We start from the raw sequence: 24,717 nt of genomic DNA, 5'->3' as shown, positions 1-24,717 counted from the left end.
CGGCCTGCTCCGGCGACAGCGTGGGCGCCTTGGGCGGCGGCGAGCCGGACAGCACCGAGCGGACGCGGCGCACCAGGTCGGCGACCAGCCCGGCCTTCCAGGCGTTCCAGGCCGCCGGGCCGGTGGCGTGGCCGTCGGCGATCGCCAGCGCGGCCAGCAGGTCGAGCACCTCCCGGGAGCCGACCGTGGCCGCGACCTTCTCGATCGTGACCGGATCGTCCAGGTCGCGGCGCGTCGCGGTCTCGGGCAGCAGCAGGTGGTGGCGGACGACCAGGGCGAGGGTCTCCACGTCGGCAGGGGGCAGGCCGAGGCGGGTGGCGATGTCGCGGACCACGACCTCGCCCGTCGCGGAATGGTCGCCGGGCCAGCCCTTGCCGATGTCGTGCAGGAGCGCCGAGATCAGCAGGAGGTCGGGCCGGGAGACCTCGCGGGTGTGGCTGGCGGCGTTGGCGGCGGCCTCGATCAGGTGCCGGTCGACCGTGAAACGGTGGATCGGGTTGCGCTGCGGGCGGTGCCGTACGCGCTCCCAGTCAGGAAGCAGTCTGACAAGAATGCCCGCCTGGTCGAGCTCCTCCCACACCGGCACGGCGGCGCGGCCGGCACCGAGGATCGAGACGAGGGCGTCACGGGCCTCGTCGGGCCACGGCACGGGCAGCGGAGCCGACTGACCAGCCAGAACGGACACGGTGGCGGGCCCGAGCGGCAGTCCCGACTCGGCCGCCGCGGCGGCGGCGCGCAGCACCAGCAGCGGGTCCTTGCGCGGGTCGGCGCCCCTGGCGAGCACCACCTCGCCGCCGTGCTCCACCACTCCGTCGGCCAGTGGCCGGCGCCCGCGGGGAGCCGGCCCTGACACCAGCCTGTCAACCGTGCGCCACGTGGCGTCGAACGCGTGGGAGATCGTCCGGCCCGCCTCGGCGAGCCGGCGCATCAGCGCCTCGGCGTCGAGCAGGCCCAGCAGCCCCGCGACCGCGTCCTGCTCCTGCAGCACGAGCCGGTCGGCGCCGCGGGCGGTGACGACGTGCAGCGCGTGCCGCACGTCGAGGATGAACTCGTAGGCCTCACGGGCCCGCGGTCCAGGCGCCGAGGCGACCCAGGCCGCGGCGACGGCCTGCATGGCCTGGACGTCGCGGAGCCCGCCGCGGCCGTCCTTGAGGTCGGGTTCGAGCAGGAAGGCGAGCTCTCCGCTGGTCTGGGCCCGCTGGTCGGCCGCGTCGCGCAGCTCGCTGAGCCGGCGGCGGGAGTCGGCGCGCCATTCGGCGAGCACCGCCTCCCTGGCCCTCCTGGTGAGCTCCGGATCGCCCGCCACATGCCTGGCCTGGATGAGGCCGAGCACGGCCTTCAGGTCGTCGCGGGCGACCCCGACGGCCTCGTCCACGGTGCGCACCGAATGGTCGAGGCCGACGCCGGAGTCCCAGATCGGGTACCAGATGCGGTCGGCGACCCTGCCCACGTCGCCTCTGCCGTTGTGGAGCAGGACCAGGTCGAGGTCGCTGCCCGGGGCGAGCTCGCCGCGCCCCAGGCTGCCGACGGCGACCAGGGAGATGTGGTCGCCGTCGCTTGCCGTGCGAAAGAGATCCTTGAGCCACCGGTCGGTGTCCGCCCCCCGCTCCTTGCGGGCGGCGGCATACGAGCGTGCTTCTCCCCTCAAGGCGTCCCCTTGCCTGTGTAGCGGTCGTCTTCCTACAGGGCCTCGGGGCCGCGCTCGCCGGTGCGGACCCGGATGACCGTGTCGACGGGGACCGACCAGACCTTGCCGTCGCCGATCTTGCCCGTCTGGGCCGCCTTGACGATGACGTCGATCACGTCCTCGGCGTCGTCCTCCTCCGCCAGGACCTCCAGGCGGACCTTGGGCACCAGGTCCACCTGGTACTCGGCGCCGCGGTAGACCTCGGTGTGGCCGCGCTGGCGACCGTAGCCGCTCGCCTCGCTGACCGTCATGCCCTTGATGCCGAACTGTTCGAGGGCGGCTTTCACGTCATCCAGCTTGAAGGGCTTGATGACCGCGGTGATGAGCCTCATGCGTCCACCTTCTTAGGTGCCGGGGAGACGGGGCCGTTCTTGGAGCTCACGCCGGAGGCGTGAACGGTGCCGAGGTCGTAACCGGTCTCGGCGTGGGTGGTGATGTCGACGCCCGTGACCTCGTCCTCGGCGGGCACCCGGAAGCCCATGGTCTTGTCGATGATCTTGCCGACCACCCACGTGACGATGAACGAGTAGCCGCCGACCGCGACGGGGCCGAGGACCTGCAGGCCGAGCTGGGTGAGCCCGCCTCCGTAGAAGAGGCCCTTGTTCTGCTGCTCGAGGAAGGGGTAGGCGGCCAGGAAGCCCAGGGAGACCGCGCCGATGACACCGCCGACCAGGTGGACGCCGACCACGTCGAGGGAGTCGTCGTAGCCGAGCCGGTACTTCAGACCGACGGCGTAGGCGCAGGCCACGCCGGCGAGCAGACCGATGAGGACGGCCGCCCAGGGGTCGACGAAGCCGCAGGCGGGGGTGATGGCGACCAGACCGGCGACGGCGCCGGAGGCGACGCCGAGGGTGGTGGCGTGGCCGTCGCGCAGTTTCTCGACGATCAGCCAGGCGCCGGCCGCGGCGGCGGTGGCGATCTGGGTGTTCATGAACGCCAGGGCGGCCGTGCCGTCCACCGCGAGCTCGGAGCCGGCGTTGAAGCCGAACCAGCCGAACCACAGCAGGCCCGCGCCGAGGAGGACCAGGGTCAGGTTGTGCGGCCGCATCGGCTCCTTGCGCCAGCCCTGCCGCTTGCCAAGGATGAGCGCCAGCGCCAGCGCCGCGGCACCGGCGTTGATGTGGACCACCGTGCCGCCGGCGAAGTCCTCGATGCCGAGGGTGTTGAGCCAGCCGGTGCCCCAGACCCAGTGGGCCACGGGGAAGTAGACGAGCGTCGCCCAGACGACGCTGAAGACCACCCAGGCCCCGAACTTCGCCCGGTCAGCGATCGCACCGCTGATCAGGGCGACGGTGATGATGGCGAACGTCAGCTGGAAGGCCGAGAAGATCAGGCTGGGCATGCCCGTGCCGTCGTCCTTGGTGGCCGTGTCGACAAGGCTCTGCAGTCCGAAGTGCTCCAGACCGCCGACGAAGTTGTTCAGCCAGGACATGGGGTTGTCGCTGAACGCAAGGGAGTGCCCGAAGAGCACCCAGGTGATGGACACCGTGATGATGGCGACGAACGACATCATCATCATGTTCAGGACGCTCTTCGCCCTGGTCATGCCCCCGTAGAAGAACGCGAGGCCCGGAGTCATCAGCAGCACCAACGCGGTGGCCGTGAGCATCCAGGCAGTCGTGCCGCTATCGATCTTCACGACGCGACCCTCCTTACATATGACGTGTGGCCACAGCGTGTTCGCCCACGGTTTCGTGGCTCGACCAGGTGTGTTTCACGTTCGTGAATCTCGCGGCATTGGTGTTTCGGTGATGTTTCGGGCTCTTCACAGCTGATATTCCGGACTGCCGGACATCGTCCGCCGGGAGGAGGCGATTCCGCGGAGGAGTTGCGCGACCACCTCGGCGGCCAACAGCGCCACCACGCCCCAGGCCGGAAGGGAGGCGGACGCGGCGAGGACCGCGACGGCGATCGGCACTCCGAGGAGAGCCCGTAGCAGGGCGTCGGAGACGAGCCGGTGGGCCCGGAGGGACATGAGCAGAAAGGAGAGCCGGTAGGCCACGAGTCCGCCGCACATCGCGAGGGCGGCGCCGAACGGCAGGTGGTGCGGTTCGGCCACGGCCGTGCCCAACCCCGCACCCATGGCGATGAGAGCCGCCACGACCGGGAAGTGTCCCAGGCCCATGACGTCGCGAATCCGGGCGTTCTCGCCGGTGGACAGCTCGCGTGCGGCGATCGCGGAGCCGTGGTCGAAGTATCCCCACCACAGCGCGGCGCACAGGACGAACCCGAAGCCGAGTGTGACCCAGCCCGGCCCCGACCAGTGCTCGGCCAATCCGTCGAGGCTGGTGACGATGGATTCGCCGAGCACGATGATGACGAACAACCCCACTCTCTCGACGATGTGCCCCACGTCGTACGCGCGTTCCAGCCCGCGCCGCTGCGCACCGGCGAGTACGGCCACCTCACACCCCACCCCCGCCATCCAGAGGACCGCCTGCCAGGGCATCGGGACGAAGAGCGAGACGATCCAGAGCGCCGTGCCGGCCCCGTTGAAGGCGGCGACCCGCGCAAGCGTCAATCCGTCGTCGCGGCTCAACGCCACGGGAAGCCACAGGGCGAACGAAACGGCACGGGACACGATGTAGCCCAGCGCGTATACGTCGGCCCGCTCTCCCAGCGCGTCCGGAACGGCGACGGCCATCGCGCCCATGCAGGCCATGGCCGCCAGCAACGACATCCGGGTCCGGGGACGGTCTCCGTCCGCCACGTTGACGAACGTGGTGAAGTTGAGCCAGGACCACCACGGCGGCAGGAAGAGCAGCAGGAACCGGCCGAAGTCCACGGCTCCCGGATCACCCTCCAGCTGACGGGCGAGTTGTGCCACGATCGCCACGAAGACCAGATCGAAGAAGAGCTCGATCCATCCCGCGCGGCGGGGTCGGTCCACGGTCACGCGGGCGGGCTACAGGAGCCGGTCGATGGTGATGGGCAGGGAGCGGACGCGGCGGCCGGTCGCGTGATAGACCGCGTTCGCGATGGCTGGGGCGATGCCGACGAGACCGATCTCGCCCACGCCCTTGGTGCCGATCGGATTGGCGGGATCCGGCTCGCCGACGAAGTGGACGTCCATTTCGGGGATGTCGGCGTTGACGGCGATGAGGTAGTCGCCGAAGGTCGCATTGGCGATGCGCCCTGTGCCCGCGTCCGTGATGGTCTCCTCGAACATCGCCATGCCGATGCCGCCCACGACGGCGCCCGTGATCTGGCTGCGCGCCGTCTTCTCGTTGAGGATGCGCCCGCCGTCGATGACCGAGACGATCCGGGTCACCCGGAGCAGCCCGAGATCGGGATCCACCCGTACCTCGACGAACTTGGCGCCGCACGCACCCGCGGGCGCGACCGCTCGGGTCGCCCGTACGGCGGCGCGCCCGAACCGGCCGAGCCGTGACGTCACCATTGAGCCGACCAGCGCGATCATGTCGCCACGTGGTGGTGAACTGTCGCCGTCGGCTGTCAGCTCCTCCAGACCGTGACGGGCGAGTATGCCGGCGTACGTCTCTCCCCGCGTGGGGTCGTCGGTCCGCTGGATCCGGCCGTCGTGGAGCGTGATGTCCTCGAGGTCGCAGCCACGGAGCGGCGATTCGGGGTCGTTCCGGACGAGGCGGAGGAAGTCGTGGACGAGCCGTACGCACGCGGCGTGCACCGCGCCGCCGAGCGCTCCGGTCAGGCCTGAGCCGCCGGCCTGCGGCGCCATCGGCAGGTCGGTGTCACCGAGGCCGAGCCGGACGCGGTCGGTGCGCAGCCCCAGGGTCTCCGCGGCGAGCTGGGTCATCACCGTGTAGGTGCCGGTGCCGATGTCGGTCCCGGCGCTGCGCACGTACGCCGTCCCGTCGCGATCGATCGAGGCGCGCGCCTGGCACTTGGCCTGGTAGTGAAGGAAGGAGGCGCCTGCCATGCCGTAGCCGACCAGCCAGTCGCCGTCGCGCATGGACCGTGGTTCGGGGCTCCGGAGCGACCAGCCGAACCGCTCGGCGCCTTGCAGGTAGCACTCCCGCATCGCCCGGCTCGACCATGGCAGGCCTGTCTGCGGATGCACCGTGCTCTCGTTGACCAGGCGCAACCGTACCGGGTCCATGCCGAGGTCGTAGGAGAGCTCGTCGAGGGCGGACTCCAGGGCGAAGTTCCCCTGCGCCTCGCCGGGTGCGCGCATCGAACCGGGGCACGGCACGTTCAGGCGGATCTGCCGGTCGCGGGTGATGAGGTTGGGACACGCGTACGCCGTCGAGGTGCCGAGAGTGATGGGCTCGAGGTTGTCGTCCTCCATGGCGACCGGCGAATCGGAGGTGTGCTCGATGGCCAGGAGACGGCCGTCACGAGTGGCGCCGAGCCTGACGTTCTGGACGGTGTTCGGACGATGCCCGACGGCGGTGAACATCTGTGGCCGGGTCAGCACGAGCTTGACGGGCCGCTCGATGATTCGTGCCGCCAGCGCGGCCAGGATGACGTGCGGCCAGGCGCGCAGGCCCGATCCGAATCCGCCGCCGACGAAGGGGGCGAGGACGCGAACGCCTCTTTCCGGTACGCCGAAGGAGCGCGCGAGCGCTCCGCGGGTGTTGTACGGCCACTGGGTCGAGTCGTGGACGGTGAGAGTGTCACCTTCCCAGGCCGCGACCGTGGCGAACAGGCCCAGCGGGTTGTTGGTGTTCTCGGGGGTGGTGTAGGTGGCCTGGAAGGTGACGTCGGCGGCGGCGAGGCCCGCGTCCAGGTTTCCCCGGCGCATGTCGACGTGCCATGGATCGTCGCGTACCTTCGCCCGCGGATCGGCGAGATCGAGCACGGGATCCGCCGCGTCGTACTCCGGCTGCACGAGCCGGGCCGCCTCCGCCGCCTGCTCGGCCGTCTCGGCGACCACCACGGCCACGAACTGACCGTGGTGCAGGATCCGATCGTCCCGCAGCGGCGGGGGCGGCGCGGCGCCCAGGATGGTCTTCGGCCCGCGCCCCAGTTTCGGCGCGTTCTCGTGGGTGACGACCGCCAGGACCCCCGGTGCCGCTTCGGCGGGCCCCCTGTCGATCCGGCTGATCCGGCCGGAGGCGATCGTGCTGCGCACCAGAGACGCGTACGCCATGCCCGGAAGGTCGAAGTCCGACGGATACGGCGCCGCGCCGGTCACTTTCAGCGGGCCGTCCAACCGGTCCAGGCCCTGTCCGATCAGTACTCCGGCCGGCCGGGGCTCGTTCATCGCGGAGGTCATGCGACCACCCCCGACACCGTCCTCAGGATCCGCACGAGGGTGCGCTTGGCGAGTTCGACCTTGAAGGCGGTGCCAGAGATCGTTCTCGCCCCCTCCAGGGCCCTCTCGGCGGACTGCCGGAAGACCTCCATCGTGGCGGGGGCGCCGATCAAGATCTCCTCGGCTTCCCGGGCACGCCATGGGACGGTGCCGACACCGCCCAGACCGACACGTGCTTCCACGATGATCCCGTCCTCGATGAGCAGTGCGGCGGCGGCCGAGGTCAGAGCGAACTCGTAGGAGACGCGGTCTCGGACCTTGAGGTATCCGGAGCGGGTGCCGAGCGCCGGCAGTGGGATCTCCACCGCCGTGATGAGCTCACCGTGCCGGAGCAGGTTCTCCACGTCCGGTGTGTCTCCGGGCGTGAGGTAGAACCGTGTAAGGGGAACGCCGCGCGCGCCGTCCCGCCCTTGGACCCGCAGGATCGCGTCCAGGGCCACCAGGGGGACGGCCACGTCCGATGCGTGCAGCGCGATGCAGTGCGGGCTGGTGCCCAGGATCGCGTGCATTCGGGCGGTCCCCGTCATCGCGGCGCAGCCCGAGCCTCGCTCCCGCTTGTTGCACGCGGCGACGGCGGGATCGCGGAAGTAGCGGCAGCGGGTGCGCTGGAGCAGGTTCCCGGCGATCGTCGCCATGTTCCGCAACTGGGTCGAGGCCCCGAGCAGCAGGGCGTCGCGGACGAACGGGATGCGCTCGACGACCGTCGTGTCGGCGGCCAGTTCCTCCATGGTGGTGAGCGCCCCGACGCGGAGCGCGCCCCGACCGCCGGTGACACCGCGCAGCGGGAGGTGCGTGATGTCGACCAGCCGCTCAGGGGCGAGAACTCCGTCCTTCATCAGATCCAGCTGGGTCGTCCCTCCGGCGAGGTAGGACGTGTTGGGATCGGCCGTCACCATCTCCACCGCCCGCGCCGTGTCGGTGGCGCGGACGTACTCAAACGCCCGCATCATCGTCACCCGCCTTCGCGACCTCGCGGATCGCCGCGACGATGTTCGGGTACGCGCCGCAGCGGCACAGGTTGCCGCTCATGAACTCACGGATCTCCGCGTCGGAGCCGCCACGCCCCTCGGCCAGCAGGGAGACGGCCGACATGATCTGTCCCGGCGTGCAATAGCCGCACTGGAAGCCGTCATGGCGGATGAACGCCTGCTGAACCGGATGCGGGGTCCCGTCGTCGTGGGCCAGCCCTTCGATCGTCGTGACGTCCCGGCCTTCGCAGGCCGCCGCCAGGACGAGGCAGGACACCACCCTCCTGCCGTCCAGGAGCACGGTGCAGGCCCCGCATGCTCCCTGGTCGCAGCCCTTCTTCGTGCCGGTCATGCCGAGCACGTCGCGCAGCGCGTCGAGCAGCGTGACGCGCGTGTCCACCCGTAGCCGCCGGGTGATCCCGTTGACGCGCAGCGCCAGGTCGACCTCGTACGGCGCCGCGGCGCGGGGCGGCCGGGCGGCTGCTCCTGTCATTGAATCCATGGCCTCGATCGATTGCTTGGGTCAGGTGCGGAAGATGGGGACCGGGCGCGTGACGCCGGTCGGCCCGTCCGAGGCCCAGACCGGGCCCGGAGCGGATGTTGTACACGTTCACATGGCACGCCCCGATCGACCATGGCCGGTATGGGGTCTGGATCGGTGCGAAGTGGCCTGGTGGCCGCCAGACCAGATGTCCGCATACGCGTGACATGCGACAGACTGAGGAGATGCTCGAGTGCCTGGAACTGCTGGAGCGCGAGTCGGAGCTCCGCGTTCTCGACGCCGCTGCGCGTGACGCTCGTGCGGGACGCGGCCGGTTCATCGTTGTGGAGGGCGCCGCGGGCCTGGGCAAGACCCGGCTCCTGGATCAGGCACGGATGATCGCGGCCGCCGACGGGCTGCAACCGCTCCGCGCGCGCGGCGTGGAGCTGGAAAGGGGATTCGGGTTCGGGGTCGTTCGGCAGCTGTTCGAACCGGTGCTGGCCGCGACCGGCGACGCGCGGCGACGGCGACTGTTCGAGGGTGCGGCCGGCCAGGCCTCGGTGGCCGTGGGCCCGCCTGAACCGGGTGAGGAGCCGGTGGGGGACTTCGCGGTGCTTCACGGCCTTTACTGGCTGACGGCCAATCTGTGCAGGGAAGGCCCGGTGGCGTTCGTGGTCGACGACCTGCACTGGGCGGATCCGGTCTCGCTGAGATTTCTGGCCCACCTGCTCCCGCGGCTGGCGGAGCTGCCGCTGCTGGTCGTGGCGGGCACCCGGCCGGCTGGATCGCATCACCCCGACGCCCTGCTCACCGTGGTCTCCACGGATCCCGAGGTCACCGTGCTGAGGCCCGCGCCCCTCGGCCTGGCGGCCGCCGCCGTGGTGGTCCGGGAGATCGCACCGGACGCCGAGGACGAATTCTGCGCCGAATGTCACGCCCTCACCGGGGGAAACCCGCTCTTGCTGCACGAACTCGCCGCCTCGGCCGTCACCGAGGGTATCCCGCGCACCGTCGAAGGGCTCCATCGCCTGTCCGTCATCGGCGGCAAGGCGATCGGCCGCAGAGTGGCGCGGCAGCTGTCCGCGCTGGGCCCCGATGCCGCCGGCTTCGCCCGCGCGGCGGCGATCATGGGCGAGGGCGCCACGCTGCCGGACACGGCGACCGTCGCCGGTCTCGATGTACGGCAGGCGGCCGCGGCCCTTCGGCTGCTGGCCGGCGCCGACATCCTTCATCTCGAGGAGCCGATCGGATTCGTTCATCCCCTGGTGCGCGCGGCGGTCTACGAGAGCATGGGCCCAGGCGACCGCGCGTGGTCGCACCGGCTCGCGGCGCGGGTGCTGGGCGCCGGACGGAACTCGGCGCAACGCGTGGCGGCGCACCTGCTGCGCACCGTCCCGACGGGCGAGGACGAGGTGGTGCGGACGCTACGGCAGGCCGCTGAGGAAGCGCTCGCGCACGCCTCGCCGAGCAGCGCGCTCGACTACCTGGAGCGGGCACTGCGCGAACTCCACGAACCTCACGCGCCGCGAGAACGGCGCGCGGAGGTCTACCAGCAGGCCGGCACGGTCGCGCAGCACGTCGACTGGCGCAAGGCGGTCGACTACCTGCGTGAGGGACTGGTCGCGAGCGGGCGGCCGGACGAGCGAGCGGAGATCGCCGACCTGCTGGGCCGCGCGCTCTTCGTCGTCGGCAGGCACCGCGAGGCCGTGACCGTCTACGAACAGGCGATCTCCAGGCTCGGAGGCGAGCATGTCGATCTCCGTAGGCGCCTGCAGGCCGGGCTCATCAACGTCGCGGTCAGCGACCTTTCGTTGCGCGACCTGAGCGACGAGCTCATCGGGCAGCTCAGAGACGCGGAACGCGACCAGGGGTTGGGGAGCAGGATGCTCGACGCCCTGATCTCCTGCAAGGACGCGATGGCGGCCGTCGGACCCCGGCGAGCGGTGGAGATGGCCCGGCGCGCCCTCGACGGGGGCACCCTGGTCGAACAGGCCAACGGCACCGAGGCGTTCATCGACGCCGTCTGGGTGCTCATCACCGCCGATCGCGACGAGGCCGTCCCTGTTCTGGAGACGGCGCTCGCCCAGGCGCACCACAACGGTTCCTCGACCGCGGCCGCCGCGCTCACCTGCTTCCGGTCGCTGGCCTGGCTTCGCCGGGGGGCACTCGCCGAGGCCGAGGCCGACGCGCGCCAGGCGATCCGGCTGACCGAGACGGCCGGCGTGGACGTCATCCGGCCGTTCGCCGCGGGCTTCCTCGGGGAGACGCTCCTGGAGCGCGGGCGTCTGGACGATGGGACGGAGGCGCTCGCCTGGGGGAGGCGCCGGGGACTCCTCGACACGGCCCACGGATACTGGTTGCTTCTCAGGGAAGGCCGTTTCCTGATCGAGCGCCGAGAGACCGAGCGGGGACTCGCGGTCACGGTCGATTGCGGCCGTCGTTTCGAGGCGCACGGCTGGCACAACCCGGCCTTCCTCGCGTGGCGCTCGCAGGCCGCCGTCGCGCTCGCCGAACTGGGACGCGACTTCGACGCTCGCCGGATGGCCGGGGAAGAACTCGAACTGGCGCGGCGATGCGATTCACCGGGCGCCCTCGGGCGCGCACTCCGGATCACCGGCCGCCTCACCGGCGGCGATGCGGGCCTGGCCATGCTCCATGAGGCGGTCGAAGTGCTGAAGCCGACCTCCGCGCTCCTCGAACAGGCCAAAGCCCTGCACGCGCTCGGGAGCGCGCTGCACAACCTCAATCGTCGAGCCGAAGCCCGTGGCCACCTGACCTCCGCGCTCGACCTCGCCGATCGCTGCGGCGCCGCGCCGCTCGTCGACAAGGTGCGGGCCAAGCTGCGGGCCGCGGGAGGCCGCCCACGACGCGCGGCGCTGTTCGGCCTCCAGGCCCTCACGCCGAGCGAGCGCCAGGTCGCGGATCTCGCCGTCGCCGGTCACAGCAACCGCGGTATCGCGCAGGCCCTCTTCATCACCGTGAAGACGGTCGAGGTTCATCTGGGGAACGTGTACCGGAAACTCGATGTGAAGCACCGGAACGAACTGGCCAAGGTGATGGCGAAGCAGGCTGAGTGATCACCGTTGCGGCACGCCTGGCTCGTCGTGACATGCGGAAGGCGATCATCCGCAGGCCTCTGCGCAGGCTCGCCTCGTCCACACCGCCGATGCCGATGACGATGCCGTTCCCGGCCCTCCCGGCGGACCACGAGTAGTCATGGAAGGTACCGATCCGCACCCCGTGATCCGCCAGATCCCGGGCCAGGCCCCCGCACTCCACCGCCTCCGGGAGCAGCAGGGCGACGTCCGGGCCGGCGGCGGCACCGAGCACCTCGGCGCCCGGATGGGCACCGGCGAGAGCGTCCATCACGGCACGCCGACTGCGCGCGTAGACCGCGTTCATGCGGCGCAGGTGGGCCGCGACCTGCCCGGCGTCCAGAAGGTGGGACACGGCACGATGCGTCATCAGCGACGCGGAGCCGTCCGCCACGGCGCGCAAACGGAGCAGCCGAGCGGCGTTCCCGGCATGCGTGACGGAATAGCCGACACCCAGGGTGGGCGTGAGCGCCGCTGACAGCGAGTTCACGTAGCAGACCTCCGGTCCGCCTCCGTTGAGTGCCATCAGGGAATTCAGCGGCGGTACGCCGTACCCGAACTCGCTGCCTCGGTCGATCTCGATGACGGTCATCCGCCGCCCCCGGGCCAGCCGGACCAGCGCGCGACGCCGCCGGTCCGAGAGGCGTACGCCGAGCGGAACATGAAGCGAAGGCGTGACCACCACCATGCGGATCGAGGCGGGCAGGGCCTCGACCACCATCCCGTCGCCGTCCACGGGGATCGGCACGATCTCAGCGCCGTACGCCGAGACGACGTCACGCAACCACGGCTGCCCGGGATCCTCGACGGCGACACGATCTCCAGGGCGAACGGTGACGCGCGTCAACATGTCGACGGACTGCCGGATGCCGGTGGAGAGCACGATCGCCTGAGGCGTACAGGTCAGGCCACGAGTCTCGTGCAGGTGTGCCGCCAGCGCTCGACGCAGTCCTTCCTCGATCGCGGCGCACTCGGCCGAGTGGGGCGGCCTGTGCGATGCGCGGTGCCATGCCGCACGCCATGCGGCGACGGGGAAGCCGGCCATGCCGACCCGGCCCGGACGCAGGTCGATGATCTCCTGGTGGCACCCGATACGCCGATCCGGCGGGCGTGCCCTCTCTGCTCCCGGTGTCCCGTAGGCGACATAGGTCCCCGCCCCCACCCGGCCGATCAGGTGGCCGGACGAGAAGAGCTCCAGATATGCCGCGCTCGTCACAGACCGCGAGACGCCGAGCGTCTCGGCGAGCGTACGGGTCGAGGGCAGTCGGCGACCGTGCGAGAGGGCGCCCGTCTCGATGGCCGACCTGAGCTGTTCGGCGATCTGCGCGTGCAGCGGAGTGACCTCACGCCTGTCGACCGACACCGGCAGGGTGAGCAGTTCGCGGTTACGCACCCCGCCAGAATCCATCGCGTCCGGCGGTCGTACATGGTGGGCGGCCCCTAGTCACCACCCCAGGAATAGGCACCTTCAACTCGTTCATTCTGGACATCTACCTGGCCATGTGGCGATACTTCATGCGTGTCTGCCGTCCTGGACCGACGGGCGTATGCGGAGCTGGCAACCTCGGCTGTGCCTGCTCGGGAGGCGTTCGCCTACTGGCGGGAGATGATCTGCGCGACCTTCGTGCGGCTCACCGCGGAGCCGGTGACCGACGGCAGGTTCAGAGGGCGGATCGAGCACATCCCGGTCGGCGATCTCGAGCTGTCGGCCGTGGTGGCCGGGAGCCAGCACGTTCGGCGCACTCGCTCGCTGATCGCCCAAGGGAATGAGGAATACCTGCTGGCGAGCATCCAGCTGCAGGGATCGGGGCGTCTGGAGCAGGATGCGCTGACCGCGACGCTGTCGCCCGGCGACATGGCCTTCTATGACAGCACCAGGCCCTACACGCTGCATTTCGACGACCCGTTCCACCAACTCGTCGTCCAGGTCCCCAAACGGGAGCTCATGCTGGGTGACACCCGGCGGATGACGGCACGCGTGTTGGGGCGCGGCACCCCGGGCGGCGTGGTGGCGACGTTCTTCACTTCGCTGTTCGACGTGGCGAGGGAAGACCCGCAGCAATCGGCCGTACTGCTGCCGCATGCCATCGGGCTGCTCTCGGCGGCCGCATCGTTCGGGTGCCGGACGGAGCCGACCCCAGACGCCACCCACGCCCTGGCGCGCGAGCGCGTGCTGGACTTCCTGCGACGGAACCTCGCCGACCCGCGCCTGGACGCGGCCACGGTGGCGAAGGCGTGCAACGTGTCGCGCCGCACTCTGTACCGCATGTTCGGCGACGAGGGTGTCGCCGCGCGGCTGCGCCGGATGCGGATCGAGCACGCCAAGGCGATGCTGCTCCACCACCCTGAACGGCCGGTCGGGGCGGTGGGCCTGGCCTGCGGATTCGACAGCGAGTCCGGCTTTCACCGCGCGTTCCGGGCCGCCGCCGGGAAGACCCCGGGCGAGTACCGCCAAGCTCGGCACGCCAGGTAAGCGACCGCGGCACGGCAGTCCAGCCGTGGCCTGGCCGCGCTGCGTACCGTGTGGGTTCAACACCCCACGACGACGCAGGAGAGCAGCGATGCAACAGAGCGTACGCGTTGCCGCCGTGCAGGCTGAGCCGGTCTGGCTGGACCTGGCGGAGGGCGTGGACAAGGTGATCGCGCTCATGGGCGAGGCCGCGGCCGGCGGCGCCCAGCTGATCACCTTCGGCGAGACCTTCATCCCCGGCTATCCCTGGTGGATCTGGCTGGACTCGCCGGCGGCCGGCATGCCGTTCGTCCCGCCGTACATGGCCAACTCCATGACCCGTGACGGCGCCGAAATGGCCCGTATCCGCCAGGCCGCAGCCCGGCACCGCATCCACGTGGTGCTGGGGTTCAGCGAGCGGGCCGGTGGCAGCCTCTACATGGCACAGGCGTTCATCTCGGACACCGGCGGGCTCGTCTCGGTGCGGCGCAAGCTCAAGCCCACCCACGTGGAACGCTCGGTCTTCGGCGAGGGCGACGGCAGCGACCTGCAGGTCCATGACACGCCGCTCGGCAGGCTCGGCGGCCTGAACTGCTGGGAGCACCTCCAGCCGCTGACCAAGTTCGCCATGTACAGCCAGGGCGAGGAGATCCACGTCGCCTCCTGGCCCAGCTTCTCGATCTACCGAGGCGCCGCGCAGGCCCTGGGACCGGAGGTGAACACGGCCGCCAGCCTGATGTACGCGGTCGAGGGGCAGACGTTCGTGGTCGCCCCTTGCTCCCTGATCGGGGAGAGCGCGCTGGAGCGGTTCTGCGACACCGACGTCAAGCGGCAGCTGCTCCAACCTGGCGGCGGATTCGCCCGCATCTACGGTCCCGAGGGCTCCCAGCTGGCCGAGCCACTGCCCGAGACCGAGGAAGGCATCCTCTACGCCGACCTGCACCCGGATCTGATCGCGATCGCCAAGTCCGCCGCCGACCCGGTCGGTCACTACTCGCGCCCGGACGTGCTGCGGTTGCTCGTCAACCGCAATCCGGCCCCCGGAGTGGTCGAGGCGCCGCCGGAGGAACAGCCGGCCACGGCTGATTTCTCGCCTGCCATGACCTCGGCCTGAAGGGGCGGGCCCGATGGAATCAGCGATTCCCCAGCACCTGGCGGCGTCCCGTACCCAGCCGACGCGGATGAAGCCGGGGTGGCAACCGCCCTACCCGTCCTTCGTCGCCCGCTTCGCGCCGTCGGTGGCGCGCGTCGTGATGGCCTACTTCGGCGTGCAGTACCGTTCCGACGGCGAGCCGCCCGCCATCGTCCGGACCGCGCTCGCCGACCTCGCGGCGGCCTGTTCGAACGCGGACGGGCCCGGTCAAGCCGACCGAGCCACATACGTCGACGAGGCCGGCTATCGGACGATCGTCACCGTGGCCTACTGGGACGACGTCGCCCGCCACGAGCGCTGGTCCGCCGCGGCCGGAGCGATGTGGCTCGGCGATCAGCACGCATCCGGGGAGGCGGGCTTCTTCCTGGAGGTCGTACGGCCCTCCGTCGCCCGCTTCGAGACGCTGTTCTCCAACGACCGCCGTGAAGGCATCGCGCACCTCGCCGATGCCCTCAGCGGCGAGGTGGCCGAGCACGCGTACTGGGGCGGCGCCCGCGACCGTGTGCCCCTCGGGCAGACCGACCCGCTCGCGCCGGGCGAGCCGCCCGTGGTCACCGGCGACGGCGTACGGCAGGTGGTCCGAGGCCAGCACAACCTCTGCCTGATCCGCTCCGGTCAGGACTGGACCGGCACCGAGGGCGACGAACGGCGGATGTACCTCGACGAGGTCGAGCCGGTCCTCGGTGCCGGCATGGACTTCCTGCGCGACGAGGGCCGCACGATCGGCTGCCATGCCAACCGCTACATGAGGCTCATCGACGAGAACGGCGACCTCATGGACAAGAGCTTCGGCATGAGTTGGTGGCGAAGCCTCGCCGACCTCGACCGCTGGGCCCAGGACCACGCCACGCACAAGGCCATCTTCGGACAGGCGATGAAGTACCTGTCCACCATGGGCCCCGCCGCACGGCTGCGCCTCTACCACGAGGTCACCGTCGCCGACGCCGAGGAGCAGTACTTCGAGTACCTCGGCTGTCATCCCAGTACCGGCATGCTGCGCGTCCTCCCCGCCGAAGTAGCCGGATAGCGCGTCAAGCGCGCCGCCGGCTGCGCGGTTCCTGGCGGACGGCACCCCGCTCATGCCCGCCACCAGCTGGAGGTCCTTCCATGCCTGCTGTCCCACCGATCGGCGAGCACCTCGAGGAGATCGAGCAAGCGTCGATCGACGAGCTGCGAGCGCTCCAGCTGGAGCGGTTGCAGTGGTCGGTGCGTCACGCGTACGCCAACGTCGAGCACTATCGCAGCACCTTCAAGGCCGCGGGTGCGCACCCGGACGACATCAAGGACCTGGCCGATCTGGCCAAGCTTCCCTTGACTTCCAAGAGCGACCTGCGAGACAACTACCCGTTCGGGATGTTCGCGGTCCCACGTAAGGAGATCGTGCGCCTTCACGCCTCGTCGGGCACCACAGGCAAGCCGACCGTCGTGGGCTACACCCGCGACGACCTCGACATGTGGGCGACCGTCATGGCGCGCAGCATCCGGGCCGCGGGAGGCCGGCCGGGTGACATCCTGCACAACGCCTACGGGTACGGTCTGTTCACAGGTGGCCTGGGAGCCCACGCCGGCGCCGAGAAGCTGGGCTGCACCGTCGTCCCGGTCTCGGGCGGCATGACGGAGCGTCAGGTCCAGCTCATCACCGACTTCCGGCCCGACATCATCATGGTGACGCCCTCCTACATGCTCAACATCATCGACGAGCTGAGACGCCAGGGCATCGACCCGCGCACGACCAGCCTCCGTGTCGGCGTCTTCGGTGCGGAGCCCTGGACGAACGAGATGCGCAAGGCCATGGAGGAGCAGCTCGACATGCACGCGGTCGACATCTACGGACTGTCGGAGGTCATCGGTCCCGGTGTCGCCCAGGAGTGCGTCGAGACCAAGGACGGCCTCCACGTCTGGGAGGACCACTTCTACCCTGAGATCATCGACCCGCTCACCGGCCGGGTGCTGCCCGAGGGCGAGAAGGGCGAGCTCGTCTTCACCTCGCTGACCAAGCAGGCCATGCCGGTGATCCGCTACCGGACCCGTGACCTCACCCGCCTTCTCCCGGGAACGGCCCGCCCGATGCGGCGCATCGAAAAGATCACCGGCCGCACCGATGACATGGTCATCCTGCGCGGAGTCAACCTGTTCCCCAGCCAGATCGAGGAACTGGTTCTGGGGATGCCCGAGCTCAGTCCGCACTTCCAGTGCGTGCTCACGCGTGAGGGCAACCTCGATGCGCTCACGGTCCGCATCGAACGCGACGAGCGGGCCACCGCCGATGCGGCCCGGGACGCGGGACGACGCGTCGGCGGCCTGGTCAAGCGCGTCATCGGTGTGACGATCGGGGTGGAGGTGACCGAACCGGACACCATCGAACGGTCGGTGGGCAAGATGAAGCGCATCGTCGACCGGCGGCCGGCGCGTTGACCAGATGCCCATGAAGCAGGGGCGGTGAGGCCCGGTCTTGCCTGGGCACGCGCCTCGGCCGCGAGCGTCGCCCCGAGTCCCCGGTCCCGTGCTTGAGCGATCAGCCAATGACCGGTCAGTCGGCCTTGAGGGGCACGGCAGCCACGTCGGGCACGGCGCGGGAGGGGCGGCGCCACGCGCCGTGGAAGAGGAAGATGGCCGGGACGAACAGGACGAGGCAGCAGAGCGCGACCAGCAGCCAGGTCTGCCAGCTCGTCGCCGCGACGACGCGCGGGATGACCAGGAGGCCGACGACCGCGATGGCCTTGGTGAGGAATCCGAACAGGCCCCATGCGGTGCCCTGGAGCCTCGGGTCGACGTCCTCGGCGTCCTCGGAGTACTTGGCCATCCACGGGGCGTAGGCCACGCCGAGCGAGCCGCCGAGCAACGCACCGACGATCATCAGCGTGCCGGTCGAGACGTCCCCCCGGCCGAGGACGAAGGCCAGGTACGCGGTGATGACCACCGCGGCGATGGTGCCCCCCAGCACGAATGGCTTTCGCGTCTGGGTGCGGTCGGACAGGCGACCACCGACGATCAGAGTGATGAGGTTGAGGCTCCAGAAGGCCGCCATGACCGTAGACGCCTGGGCGGCGGTCATGCCCAGGGACTCGACCAGCATGACCTGGCCGAACAGGGTGAGGGTCATGAACAGCACCAGCCATAGCGAGATCCCGGCGACATGGGCCCAGATGACGCGGTGCGCGAACAGCGACCTCACCCGGGCGGGCCGGTCCAGGTCCACGACCTGGGCGGCGTCGCGCTCGGAGTGCTGGATGCGGGCGCGCAGCTCGGGCGACAGGTCTGCGATGTTGAAGCCGATCACCAGAGAGATCACGAGCGAGAAGCAGCCCATGATGACGAACTGGGACCGCCAGGAGTCGTGGAACAGGGGCAGCGTCCAGCCCGCGATGGCGGCGGCGAGGAGGTTCGCCCCTACGGGACCCCACGACCAGAAGCCGAACGCCTGCGCCCGGCCCAGCCGGGGCGAGAAGTCGCGGACCAGGGGCGCGGTGCTCGCCATGGCCATGCCGTCGACGAAGGCCAGCACGACCCTGGCGATCAGCAGGTCTCGGGGGCTCTGCACGAGCGTCATCGCGAAGCAGCAGAGGGCGGTCACCATCATGAGGGGGACCAGCAGGCGCACGCGGCCGACCCGGTCGGTGAGCCTGCCGCCCAGCGCGGAGGCGATGGCCCCGGACACGGCCGCCGTGCCGGACACGGCTCCGTACGTGGCGAGGGACATGTCGAGGTCCTTCAGCAGCAGCGGGACCACCGGCGCGATCTGCGCCTCGTACGAACCGATGAGGATGGCCAGCACGGCCATGGAGAGGATCTTCATGCGGCGGGCGCCGGTGGGGTACTCGTCGAGTTCGCGTACGGAGAATAGGCCCATGAGCATGCCTTTCTGTGGGGAGGACCCCTCGCCCAGGAGTTCTAGAAGGAAGCTCTAGAATTCGCTTCCACGAATAGTCCACCGCCGCACGCCTCCCGTCAAGGCCCCGTGCAGGTCGCCCATGCCCTCGACGTCACCCCGGTCTGGTGCCACAACGGGGGTGGATGAGGCACTCGAGCGTGGACAAGGTCTCGGCGTCCAGCGCGTACACAGAGTCGGGACACAGCAGGAGGTGTTCGAGGGCGACGTGTTCCACGTGTTCCCACGTCACCGGTGGCCCGGCAACGGACACGTGCGCAGCACAGCTCCGTCCGTTCGTCCGCGGACGTTCGCCCTGCCCCGCGCAGGCGCGGACAAGGATCTCGCGGACGGACGATCACATAGCGAGATGGCCCGGGGTTTCGTGGTGATCTAGGGTTGGCGAGCGATCGCGCTGATCACCCGGTTGAGGGACAGTGAGAGTCACCGACCGTCGTGATCAGGGCGCGAGCGGATCGTTGCCGCCGGGGTTGGGTTGGTCGAGGACTCGGGTGACGGCGTCGGTGATGAGCGGGCGGAGGGCGTTCGGGTCGTCCAGGTCGCTGCCGACGACGATGCCGTCCCGGAGCATCATGAGCATGGTGGCTGAGCGCGCGGGGTCCGGGTCGCCTGCCTCGGTCAGCAGGTCACGGAACAGGTCGTGGTGCCAGCGGCGGTAGTCGGCGATGGTCTGGCGCACCGGGTGCGCCGGGTCGGGATACTCGGCGGCGGCGTTGGTGAACGGGCAGCCGCGGAATCCCTGTCCGGCACCGTTTTCGCCAAGGAAGCCGAAGATGTCGAACAGCGCCTCGCGGGCGTTGGGTGCGGCGGCACGTACGCCGTTCAGGGTGGTGCGCTGGCGTCTGTACTCGGTTTCCAGGTAGGCCCGGACGAGTTGATCCTTGGCGGGGAAGTGGTGGTAGAAGGTCGCCTTCGCGACACTCGCCTCGACGCGCGGCCGGAAAAGGTCTGGGACGCGATCAGCGACTTCGTCAACGGGCCCCTCCGGATGGGCCCAGGCGTCTTCACCGGCAGCAAGCTGGTCGAGCCCGGCGCTCGGGAGCTCACGTTCGCCGACGGCACGGTCGCGAGGGAGCGGTTCATCGCACGTGACGAGCCGGCCCGGCGGATGGTCTGGGGATGGATCGGCGAGCAGGTCGAGCACGACAACACCTCCATGCAGGTCTTCGCCGAGGGTGCCGGTCAGAGCCGGCTCGTCTGGACGCACGACACTCTGCCGGACGAGCTCGCCGGCTGGCTGTCCACAGCGATGGACCAGCTGACGCCTGTCTTCCAGAACGCGCTAAGAAGTGGGGGCCGTTAGTAAGGATTCAACCGTCGCGAGTTGTCGTTCCCGTAGGGCTTGATGGTGACGGGGCGGCAGGGTTGGCCTGCTCGACGGCCGGGAAACTGGTCTCCATCAATCCCGGACGGCTTCAAGCACTCAGTCAGCATGGGCTTGGTTTGCCGTCGGACAAGCCGGTCCGATAGGAAGCTTGCATGCTACGAGGTAACAAGGTTGGGCTCAGGGCCCGGCACGAGGACGACATTCCGATCCTGCGGGCCGAGCTCTACGACGACGTGGTCAACTCCTCGCGGGCCGAAAGCGGGCCGTGGCGGCCGATCACGCCCGGCTCGAAGGATCCGCGGCTCGTGGTGGACGACAAGGAGCAAGGGCACGTCCCGTTCTCGGTGGTGGAACTGGACGGCGGCACGCTGGTCGGCACCGCGACGCTGTGGGGCATCGATAACCACAACCGGTCCGCGCACATCGGGTTGGGGCTGCTGCCGTCTTACCGGGGCAAGGGCTACGGCACAGACGCGGTCGCGGTGTTGTGCCACTACGGTTTCGTCGTGCGCGGTCTGCAGCGGCTGCAGATCGAGACGCTGTCGGACAACACCGCGATGCTGCGCTCCGCCGAGCGCAACGGTTTCGTCCGCGAGGGCGTGCTGCGCTCCGCGGCCTGGGTGATGGGCGAGTTCCTGGACCAGGTGTTGCTCGGGCTCCTCGTACAGGACTGGAAGCCGACCTCGAAGGCCTCCCTCTGATCTTCGTGTTCGGGACTTCGTGGACATGCGGGCTGTGGCTGGGTGTAGCTGGGAGGGTTGGGGCGCTGCAGCTGGCGAGGAGTAGGTCACGGTCTCGCCTGGCCGGGATGGTTTCAGGTTCCGTGTTCTCCCGGGGCGAGCGAGCACCAGATGCGGGGAGGCAGTGCTCTTTCGGCCTCGGTGAGGTCGATCGTGGGGTCGCCCGCCAGCCATCGGCGCGCGGTCTCGGCGGCCGGGCCGATGAGCAGCATCTCGATCAGCGGGATGGGCAGCGCGGCGACATCGCCGTTGTCCAGGTGGGGCCGCAGCCAGGCGAGCAGCCGCACCATCCGCGGCTCCTTCTGGGCGGTGATGACGGAGGCGTGCGCGGGCAGGAAGGTCGCGTAGGCCGAGGCGTGAACGAACATCGCCGCATCGCGCTGCTCGCGGGTGAAGCGCAGGTAGGCGCGGACCACGGCCTCGACCCCCCTGCGCGCGTCATCCAGCGGTTCCAGGGCGTCCAGCAGCGTGTCCAGGAGCCGTCCCATGCAGCGGGCATACAACGCGGCGGCCAGGCCGTCGAAGGATCCGAAATGGTGGTAGAGGCTACCGCTGCTGACCCCGCTCTCCTTGATCACCGCCGTCATGTTGAAGCCGTCGGGCCCCTGTGCGGCGTGGACTCTGAGGGCGTCATCGAGCAGCCGAGCGCGGGTGGCGTCGGTCCCCTGGTGCTTAGGCGACATGGGGTTCAGGTGACATCGAGTGCCTTGGCGGCGTCGTTCCAGAGCCTGCGCGCCAGGTCTCGGTCACGCGCGACCGGCTCCAACGGCATCTCCCGCAGTTCGTGGAAGTAGCGGCCGCTCCCTTCCTGGCGCAACAGCCGGACCACGGGCCCGGCGCCCTTCTCGGGCGAGCTCCAGGCGAACTTGACCGCCTTCAGGAGCAGTCCCAGAAGGCCACTGCGATCGCCGAGCCCAGTTCTGATCACACCGGGGTGCACCGCGTCGATGGTCACCCCCGAATCCTGCCAGCGTTCGGCGAAGAGCGGCAGCATCAACAGGTTCGCGAGCTTGGTGTTGGCATAGGTACGGATCGCATGGAAATCGGCCCCTACGGGCGTCCGCTCGGGATCCACCGAGCCCTTCACGTACAGGCCCGCGCTCACCTGCACCACCCGTCGCATCCGGTCTTCCAGCAGGTGGTTGAGCAGGAACGGGGCGAGATGGTTGGTGAAGTACGCCTGCTCGAACCCGTCCTCATTGCGGACCAGGCGGCTCGGCCAGATCGCGGCGTTGTGCACGAGCACGTCGACCCGCGGGCACGCAGCCGCCAGGGCGTCGGCCGCCGCCCGTGTTGTCCGGACGCAGGCCAGATCGCCCACCACATACTCCAGGTCCACGTCGGGAACGCCACGTGTGAGGATCACCACGCGATGTTTCTGCGCCGCGGCGAATTCCGCCACAGCACGTCCGATGCCCCGATTGCCCCCGGTCACCACCACGGTCAACGGCTCGCTCACGACTGCCACCCTAACCGTTTCCAGAGAGACTCTCTAGAGAGACTCTCTGGAAACTCTCAGCGGGAGACACGTGCACGGTTCGGCTCGGTCCCCGCGCAAGATCGGAGATGGCCCCCGGCGGCCCGGAGCGTTCAGGCGGAGGCCTGTGGGCTGGCTTTTCCGGGAGCGGGACGTCCGCACCTGCGTCGGAAGCCAGCAGGTCGATCTACCCACCGGCCGACCATCCGCTGGAGGACCAGCAGGTCGTCGGCTGGCGGTTGGCCATGCACCCGCGCACCGACCCGGCCTTCGACACCCCTCGCGATGGCCATCTGGCGGCGCCGGCACGACCCGTCCGACGCAGCCGATCTGTCCCAGCTGGCGCCTCAGTCCGACCGCGGGGTGCAATACCCGTCCATTCGCTACACCCGAGCGCCTGGCCCAGGCCGGCGCGTTCGGCTCGGTGAGAGCCGCGGCGACTCCTACGACAATTCGCTGGCCGAGTCCTTCTCCTTTTCTAGAATCATCCTCCAGGAATTGGCGCCTGTTTGCGAACGTGATTCTAGAATTGCGTGGAGTACCATAGGGGTCGTCCCGTCCGCGAAGGAGCCACGATGGCGCGCAGGTCCTCGGGCAGGGGCGGGTCGTGGGAATGGAGCCGTACCGCCCAGACCCGCCAGAGCATGCTCAAGGCGGCTCGCGAGGTCTTCTTTGAGCACGGCTTCGCCGACGCCAGCGTCGCCGACGTGGTCGGACGCGCCAACTCCAGCGTGGGCAGCCTCTACCACCACTTCGGCGGCAAGACCGAACTCTTCCTGGCCCTGTTCGAGGAGCACCAGGCCGCCCACGAGGAGGCCGTCGACTCCAGCGTGGCCGCCGCGAAGAAGTCGGGCGTCAAGGCTCCCGTCGAGCTCTTCATCACAGGAGCCCGGGCCTTCCTGGAGGGGTCGTGGAAGCGGCGCGACCTGGCCATGCTGTTCATGGACGGCGACGGCCCGCCCGGCTTCGAGCTGATCCGCCGCACCCGGGGCCGGGAATGGGTGCGGCAGAACGCCGTCCTGCTCGAGACGGGCGACACGCCGATGGGCCGTCTTACGGTCGCGGTGCTGACCAGCATGATCGGCGAGGCTGCCCGCGAGGTCGCCACCTGCGACAGGGAGGAGGAGGCCAGGGACGTGATCGAGGCCGCCATCACGCTGATTCGCCGCTTCGACCCGCTCACCGCCGCGGCACGGCAGGGCGACCTGGTCGCGCCAGCGGACGCCGGCCCAGAAGGCCGGAACCGCGGCCGCGACCGCCAGGACCAGCACAACGAGATCGGCCCACGCCAGGCCCGCCACTGATAAGGCCGGCAGCACCGCCACGCGATCAGTACCGAGACGTCTGCCGCGGACTGCACCTGCGCGTCCTCGACCGCGAAGCCCTGCACCTGGGGCAGCCTGGAGGTCGCCGACACCGCCACCGACACCGACACCGACGCGATCTTCAACAGCGCGTACGGCGATGCCTCCGCGAAGAGCCAGGCGGCCGTCACCGCGGGGCCGCTGGGGAAGAAGCTCGAGGCGGTCATATCGGGCAACGCGCACGGCGTGGACGACGCGGTCTGGATGCTGGGCATCGGGGTCACGGCGATCGGCAAGATCCCTCGACGACCTCGACAAGCACCTGACCCGCTCACCTGACCCGCTCACCAACCCGCTTCCCTCCCAGGAGGCCCGGACACCCCCTCACGAGCGCCGGACGCGCAGTTTCTGCCGGTTGCCGCAGCGGTTCATCGAGCACCAGCGGCGCGCGCCGGGGCGGGAGGTATCGAGGAAGATCAGGTAGCAGCGCTCCCCCGCGCACATCCGCACCCGCTTCGCGAGGGGGCCGCTGAACAGGTCGATCGCGTCACGCGCCACCGCCGAGAGGAACTGCGCGGCGGTCACCGGATACGCCCACCCGCGCTCGAGGCCGGCCACCGCCGAGAGGAACTGCGCGGCGGTCACCGGATACGCCCACCCGCGCTCGAGGCCGGCGCCGATCACGGGCACGGGCGGAGGCGCGGCGGCGGCCCGGTTGAGCGTCTCAAGATCATTGCGGTCGATCGCCCACTCCCCGAGACCACCGGCCGTCCGCGCCTCCGCCGTCCGCGCCTCCGCCGTACATGCGTCTGCTGCACGCCCTCCGGCCGCCGGGGCGCCGGTGGCGTGTTCGGCGAGGCGCTGGATCGCGGCGCGCACCCGCTTGGCCGCCGCGAGGTCGCCCGCGCCCG

At 70.1% G+C, this 24,717-nt stretch carries 20 protein-coding genes and 1 pseudogene; 8 read left to right on the top strand and 13 right to left on the bottom strand.

The window, feature by feature from the left end:
- The 7 genes from DQW85_RS06115 to DQW85_RS06085 all read right to left on the bottom strand — a co-directional run.
- On the bottom strand, positions 1–1,648 hold a 1,648-nt coding region (locus tag DQW85_RS06115; RefSeq protein WP_113699427.1), incomplete at its 3' end, for a [protein-PII] uridylyltransferase.
- A 32-nt stretch (positions 1,649–1,680) separates the two neighbouring features.
- Entirely contained in the window at positions 1,681–2,019 is a 339-nt protein-coding gene (locus tag DQW85_RS06110) for a P-II family nitrogen regulator (RefSeq protein WP_049576418.1), read from the bottom strand.
- Positions 2,016–3,326, bottom strand: a complete 1,311-nt coding sequence (locus tag DQW85_RS06105) for an ammonium transporter (protein ID WP_240196960.1) — start codon at positions 3,324–3,326, stop codon at positions 2,016–2,018. The genes DQW85_RS06110 and DQW85_RS06105 overlap by 4 nt, the downstream gene beginning before the upstream one ends.
- A gap of 126 nt (positions 3,327–3,452) precedes the next feature.
- The gene (locus DQW85_RS06100; protein ID WP_113699426.1) at positions 3,453–4,583 is read right to left on the bottom strand and encodes a low temperature requirement protein A; all 1,131 of its coding nucleotides are present in this window, start codon (positions 4,581–4,583) and stop codon (positions 3,453–3,455) included.
- Positions 4,584–4,592: 9 nt separating this feature from the next.
- Entirely contained in the window at positions 4,593–6,884 is a 2,292-nt protein-coding gene (locus DQW85_RS06095; protein WP_205314917.1) for a xanthine dehydrogenase family protein molybdopterin-binding subunit, read from the bottom strand.
- Positions 6,881–7,873 (bottom strand): FAD binding domain-containing protein, encoded by a 993-nt coding sequence (locus DQW85_RS06090; protein WP_240196959.1) that lies wholly within the window; start codon positions 7,871–7,873, stop codon positions 6,881–6,883. Before DQW85_RS06090 ends, DQW85_RS06095 begins: the two co-directional genes overlap by 4 nt.
- Entirely contained in the window at positions 7,857–8,384 is a 528-nt protein-coding gene (locus tag DQW85_RS06085; protein ID WP_240196958.1) for a (2Fe-2S)-binding protein, read from the bottom strand. Before DQW85_RS06085 ends, DQW85_RS06090 begins: the two co-directional genes overlap by 17 nt.
- Before the next feature lie 215 nt (positions 8,385–8,599).
- Here DQW85_RS06085 and DQW85_RS06080 point away from each other — a divergent pair, with 215 nt between their 5' ends.
- Positions 8,600–11,449, top strand: coding sequence for a helix-turn-helix transcriptional regulator (locus DQW85_RS06080; RefSeq protein WP_162794770.1), 2,850 nt, complete (start codon positions 8,600–8,602; stop codon positions 11,447–11,449).
- Here DQW85_RS06080 and DQW85_RS06075 read toward each other — a convergent pair.
- Positions 11,346–12,860 (bottom strand): aminotransferase-like domain-containing protein, encoded by a 1,515-nt coding sequence (locus tag DQW85_RS06075; protein ID WP_162794769.1) that lies wholly within the window; start codon positions 12,858–12,860, stop codon positions 11,346–11,348. The two genes, DQW85_RS06080 and DQW85_RS06075, sit on opposite strands and share 104 nt — an antisense overlap.
- A 126-nt stretch (positions 12,861–12,986) precedes the next feature.
- Here DQW85_RS06075 and DQW85_RS06070 point away from each other — a divergent pair, with 126 nt between their 5' ends.
- The 4 genes from DQW85_RS06070 to paaK all read left to right on the top strand — a co-directional run bounded on the left by DQW85_RS06070 (position 12,987) and on the right by paaK (position 17,484).
- Positions 12,987–13,940, top strand: coding sequence for an AraC-like ligand-binding domain-containing protein (locus tag DQW85_RS06070; RefSeq protein ID WP_162794768.1), 954 nt, complete (start codon positions 12,987–12,989; stop codon positions 13,938–13,940).
- An 88-nt stretch (positions 13,941–14,028) separates the two neighbouring features.
- On the top strand, positions 14,029–15,030 hold the full coding sequence (locus DQW85_RS06065) for a carbon-nitrogen hydrolase family protein (RefSeq protein WP_113699419.1): 1,002 nt from the start codon (positions 14,029–14,031) through the stop codon (positions 15,028–15,030).
- 13 nt (positions 15,031–15,043) lie between these two features.
- On the top strand, positions 15,044–16,096 hold the full coding sequence (locus DQW85_RS06060; protein WP_113699418.1) for a phenylacetaldoxime dehydratase family protein: 1,053 nt from the start codon (positions 15,044–15,046) through the stop codon (positions 16,094–16,096).
- An 80-nt stretch (positions 16,097–16,176) separates the two neighbouring features.
- On the top strand, positions 16,177–17,484 hold the full coding sequence (gene paaK, locus DQW85_RS06055) for a phenylacetate--CoA ligase PaaK (protein ID WP_113699417.1): 1,308 nt from the start codon (positions 16,177–16,179) through the stop codon (positions 17,482–17,484).
- A gap of 115 nt (positions 17,485–17,599) precedes the next feature.
- On the opposite strand, the gene DQW85_RS06050 is transcribed toward paaK, so the two are convergent.
- The gene (locus tag DQW85_RS06050) at positions 17,600–18,919 is read right to left on the bottom strand and encodes an MFS transporter (RefSeq protein WP_162794767.1); all 1,320 of its coding nucleotides are present in this window, start codon (positions 18,917–18,919) and stop codon (positions 17,600–17,602) included.
- A 478-nt stretch (positions 18,920–19,397) separates the two neighbouring features.
- A pseudogene (locus DQW85_RS46595) lies at positions 19,398–19,880 on the bottom strand (TetR/AcrR family transcriptional regulator); the annotation flags it as partial.
- Here DQW85_RS46595 and DQW85_RS06040 point away from each other — a divergent pair.
- Positions 19,851–20,261, top strand: coding sequence for an SRPBCC family protein (locus DQW85_RS06040; RefSeq protein WP_338043357.1), 411 nt, complete (start codon positions 19,851–19,853; stop codon positions 20,259–20,261). The pseudogene DQW85_RS46595 and the gene DQW85_RS06040 sit on opposite strands and share 30 nt — an antisense overlap.
- Before the next feature lie 176 nt (positions 20,262–20,437).
- Positions 20,438–20,986 (top strand): GNAT family N-acetyltransferase, encoded by a 549-nt coding sequence (locus DQW85_RS06035; protein WP_113699414.1) that lies wholly within the window; start codon positions 20,438–20,440, stop codon positions 20,984–20,986.
- A 113-nt stretch (positions 20,987–21,099) separates the two neighbouring features.
- Here DQW85_RS06035 and DQW85_RS06030 read toward each other — a convergent pair whose 3' ends face one another.
- Positions 21,100–21,708 (bottom strand): TetR/AcrR family transcriptional regulator, encoded by a 609-nt coding sequence (locus tag DQW85_RS06030; RefSeq protein ID WP_113699413.1) that lies wholly within the window; start codon positions 21,706–21,708, stop codon positions 21,100–21,102.
- 5 nt (positions 21,709–21,713) lie between these two features.
- Positions 21,714–22,484, bottom strand: coding sequence for an SDR family NAD(P)-dependent oxidoreductase (locus DQW85_RS06025; RefSeq protein WP_240196957.1), 771 nt, complete (start codon positions 22,482–22,484; stop codon positions 21,714–21,716).
- A gap of 593 nt (positions 22,485–23,077) precedes the next feature.
- Here DQW85_RS06025 and DQW85_RS06020 point away from each other — a divergent pair.
- A complete protein-coding gene (locus DQW85_RS06020; protein ID WP_113699411.1) occupies positions 23,078–23,806 on the top strand; it encodes a TetR/AcrR family transcriptional regulator in 729 nt (242 codons plus the stop codon).
- Positions 23,807–24,190: 384 nt separating this feature from the next.
- Here DQW85_RS06020 and DQW85_RS06015 read toward each other — a convergent pair.
- The coding region (locus DQW85_RS06015; RefSeq protein ID WP_205314914.1) for a CGNR zinc finger domain-containing protein at positions 24,191–24,717 on the bottom strand (527 nt) is incomplete at its 5' end.

The organism is Nonomuraea lactucae, assembly GCF_003313395.1.
GTDB classification, from domain to species: Bacteria; Actinomycetota; Actinomycetes; order Streptosporangiales; family Streptosporangiaceae; genus Nonomuraea; species Nonomuraea lactucae.
Note: the sequence above shows the minus strand (reverse complement) of the source record. Positions and strands in the feature narration are given on the sequence as shown.

Bases quoted from the DNA above. Each gene is read 5' to 3' on its own strand.
- DQW85_RS06110 (WP_049576418.1), bottom strand. From the start codon at position 2,019: ATGAGGCTCATCACCGCGGTCATCAAGCCCTTCAAGCTGGATGACGTG.
- DQW85_RS06095 (WP_205314917.1), bottom strand. From the start codon at position 6,884: ATGACCTCCGCGATGAACGAGCCCCGGCCGGCCGGAGTACTGATCGGA.
- DQW85_RS06090 (WP_240196959.1), bottom strand. From the start codon at position 7,873: ATGATGCGGGCGTTTGAGTACGTCCGCGCCACCGACACGGCGCGGGCG.
- DQW85_RS06085 (WP_240196958.1), bottom strand. From the start codon at position 8,384: ATGACAGGAGCAGCCGCCCGGCCGCCCCGCGCCGCGGCGCCGTACGAG.
- DQW85_RS06080 (WP_162794770.1), top strand. From the start codon at position 8,600: ATGCGACAGACTGAGGAGATGCTCGAGTGCCTGGAACTGCTGGAGCGC.
- DQW85_RS06065 (WP_113699419.1), top strand. From the start codon at position 14,029: ATGCAACAGAGCGTACGCGTTGCCGCCGTGCAGGCTGAGCCGGTCTGG.
- DQW85_RS06060 (WP_113699418.1), top strand. From the start codon at position 15,044: ATGGAATCAGCGATTCCCCAGCACCTGGCGGCGTCCCGTACCCAGCCG.
- paaK (WP_113699417.1), top strand. From the start codon at position 16,177: ATGCCTGCTGTCCCACCGATCGGCGAGCACCTCGAGGAGATCGAGCAA.
- DQW85_RS06050 (WP_162794767.1), bottom strand. From the start codon at position 18,919: ATGGGCCTATTCTCCGTACGCGAACTCGACGAGTACCCCACCGGCGCC.
- DQW85_RS06035 (WP_113699414.1), top strand. From the start codon at position 20,438: ATGCTACGAGGTAACAAGGTTGGGCTCAGGGCCCGGCACGAGGACGAC.
- DQW85_RS06030 (WP_113699413.1), bottom strand. From the start codon at position 21,708: ATGTCGCCTAAGCACCAGGGGACCGACGCCACCCGCGCTCGGCTGCTC.
- DQW85_RS06020 (WP_113699411.1), top strand. From the start codon at position 23,078: ATGGCGCGCAGGTCCTCGGGCAGGGGCGGGTCGTGGGAATGGAGCCGT.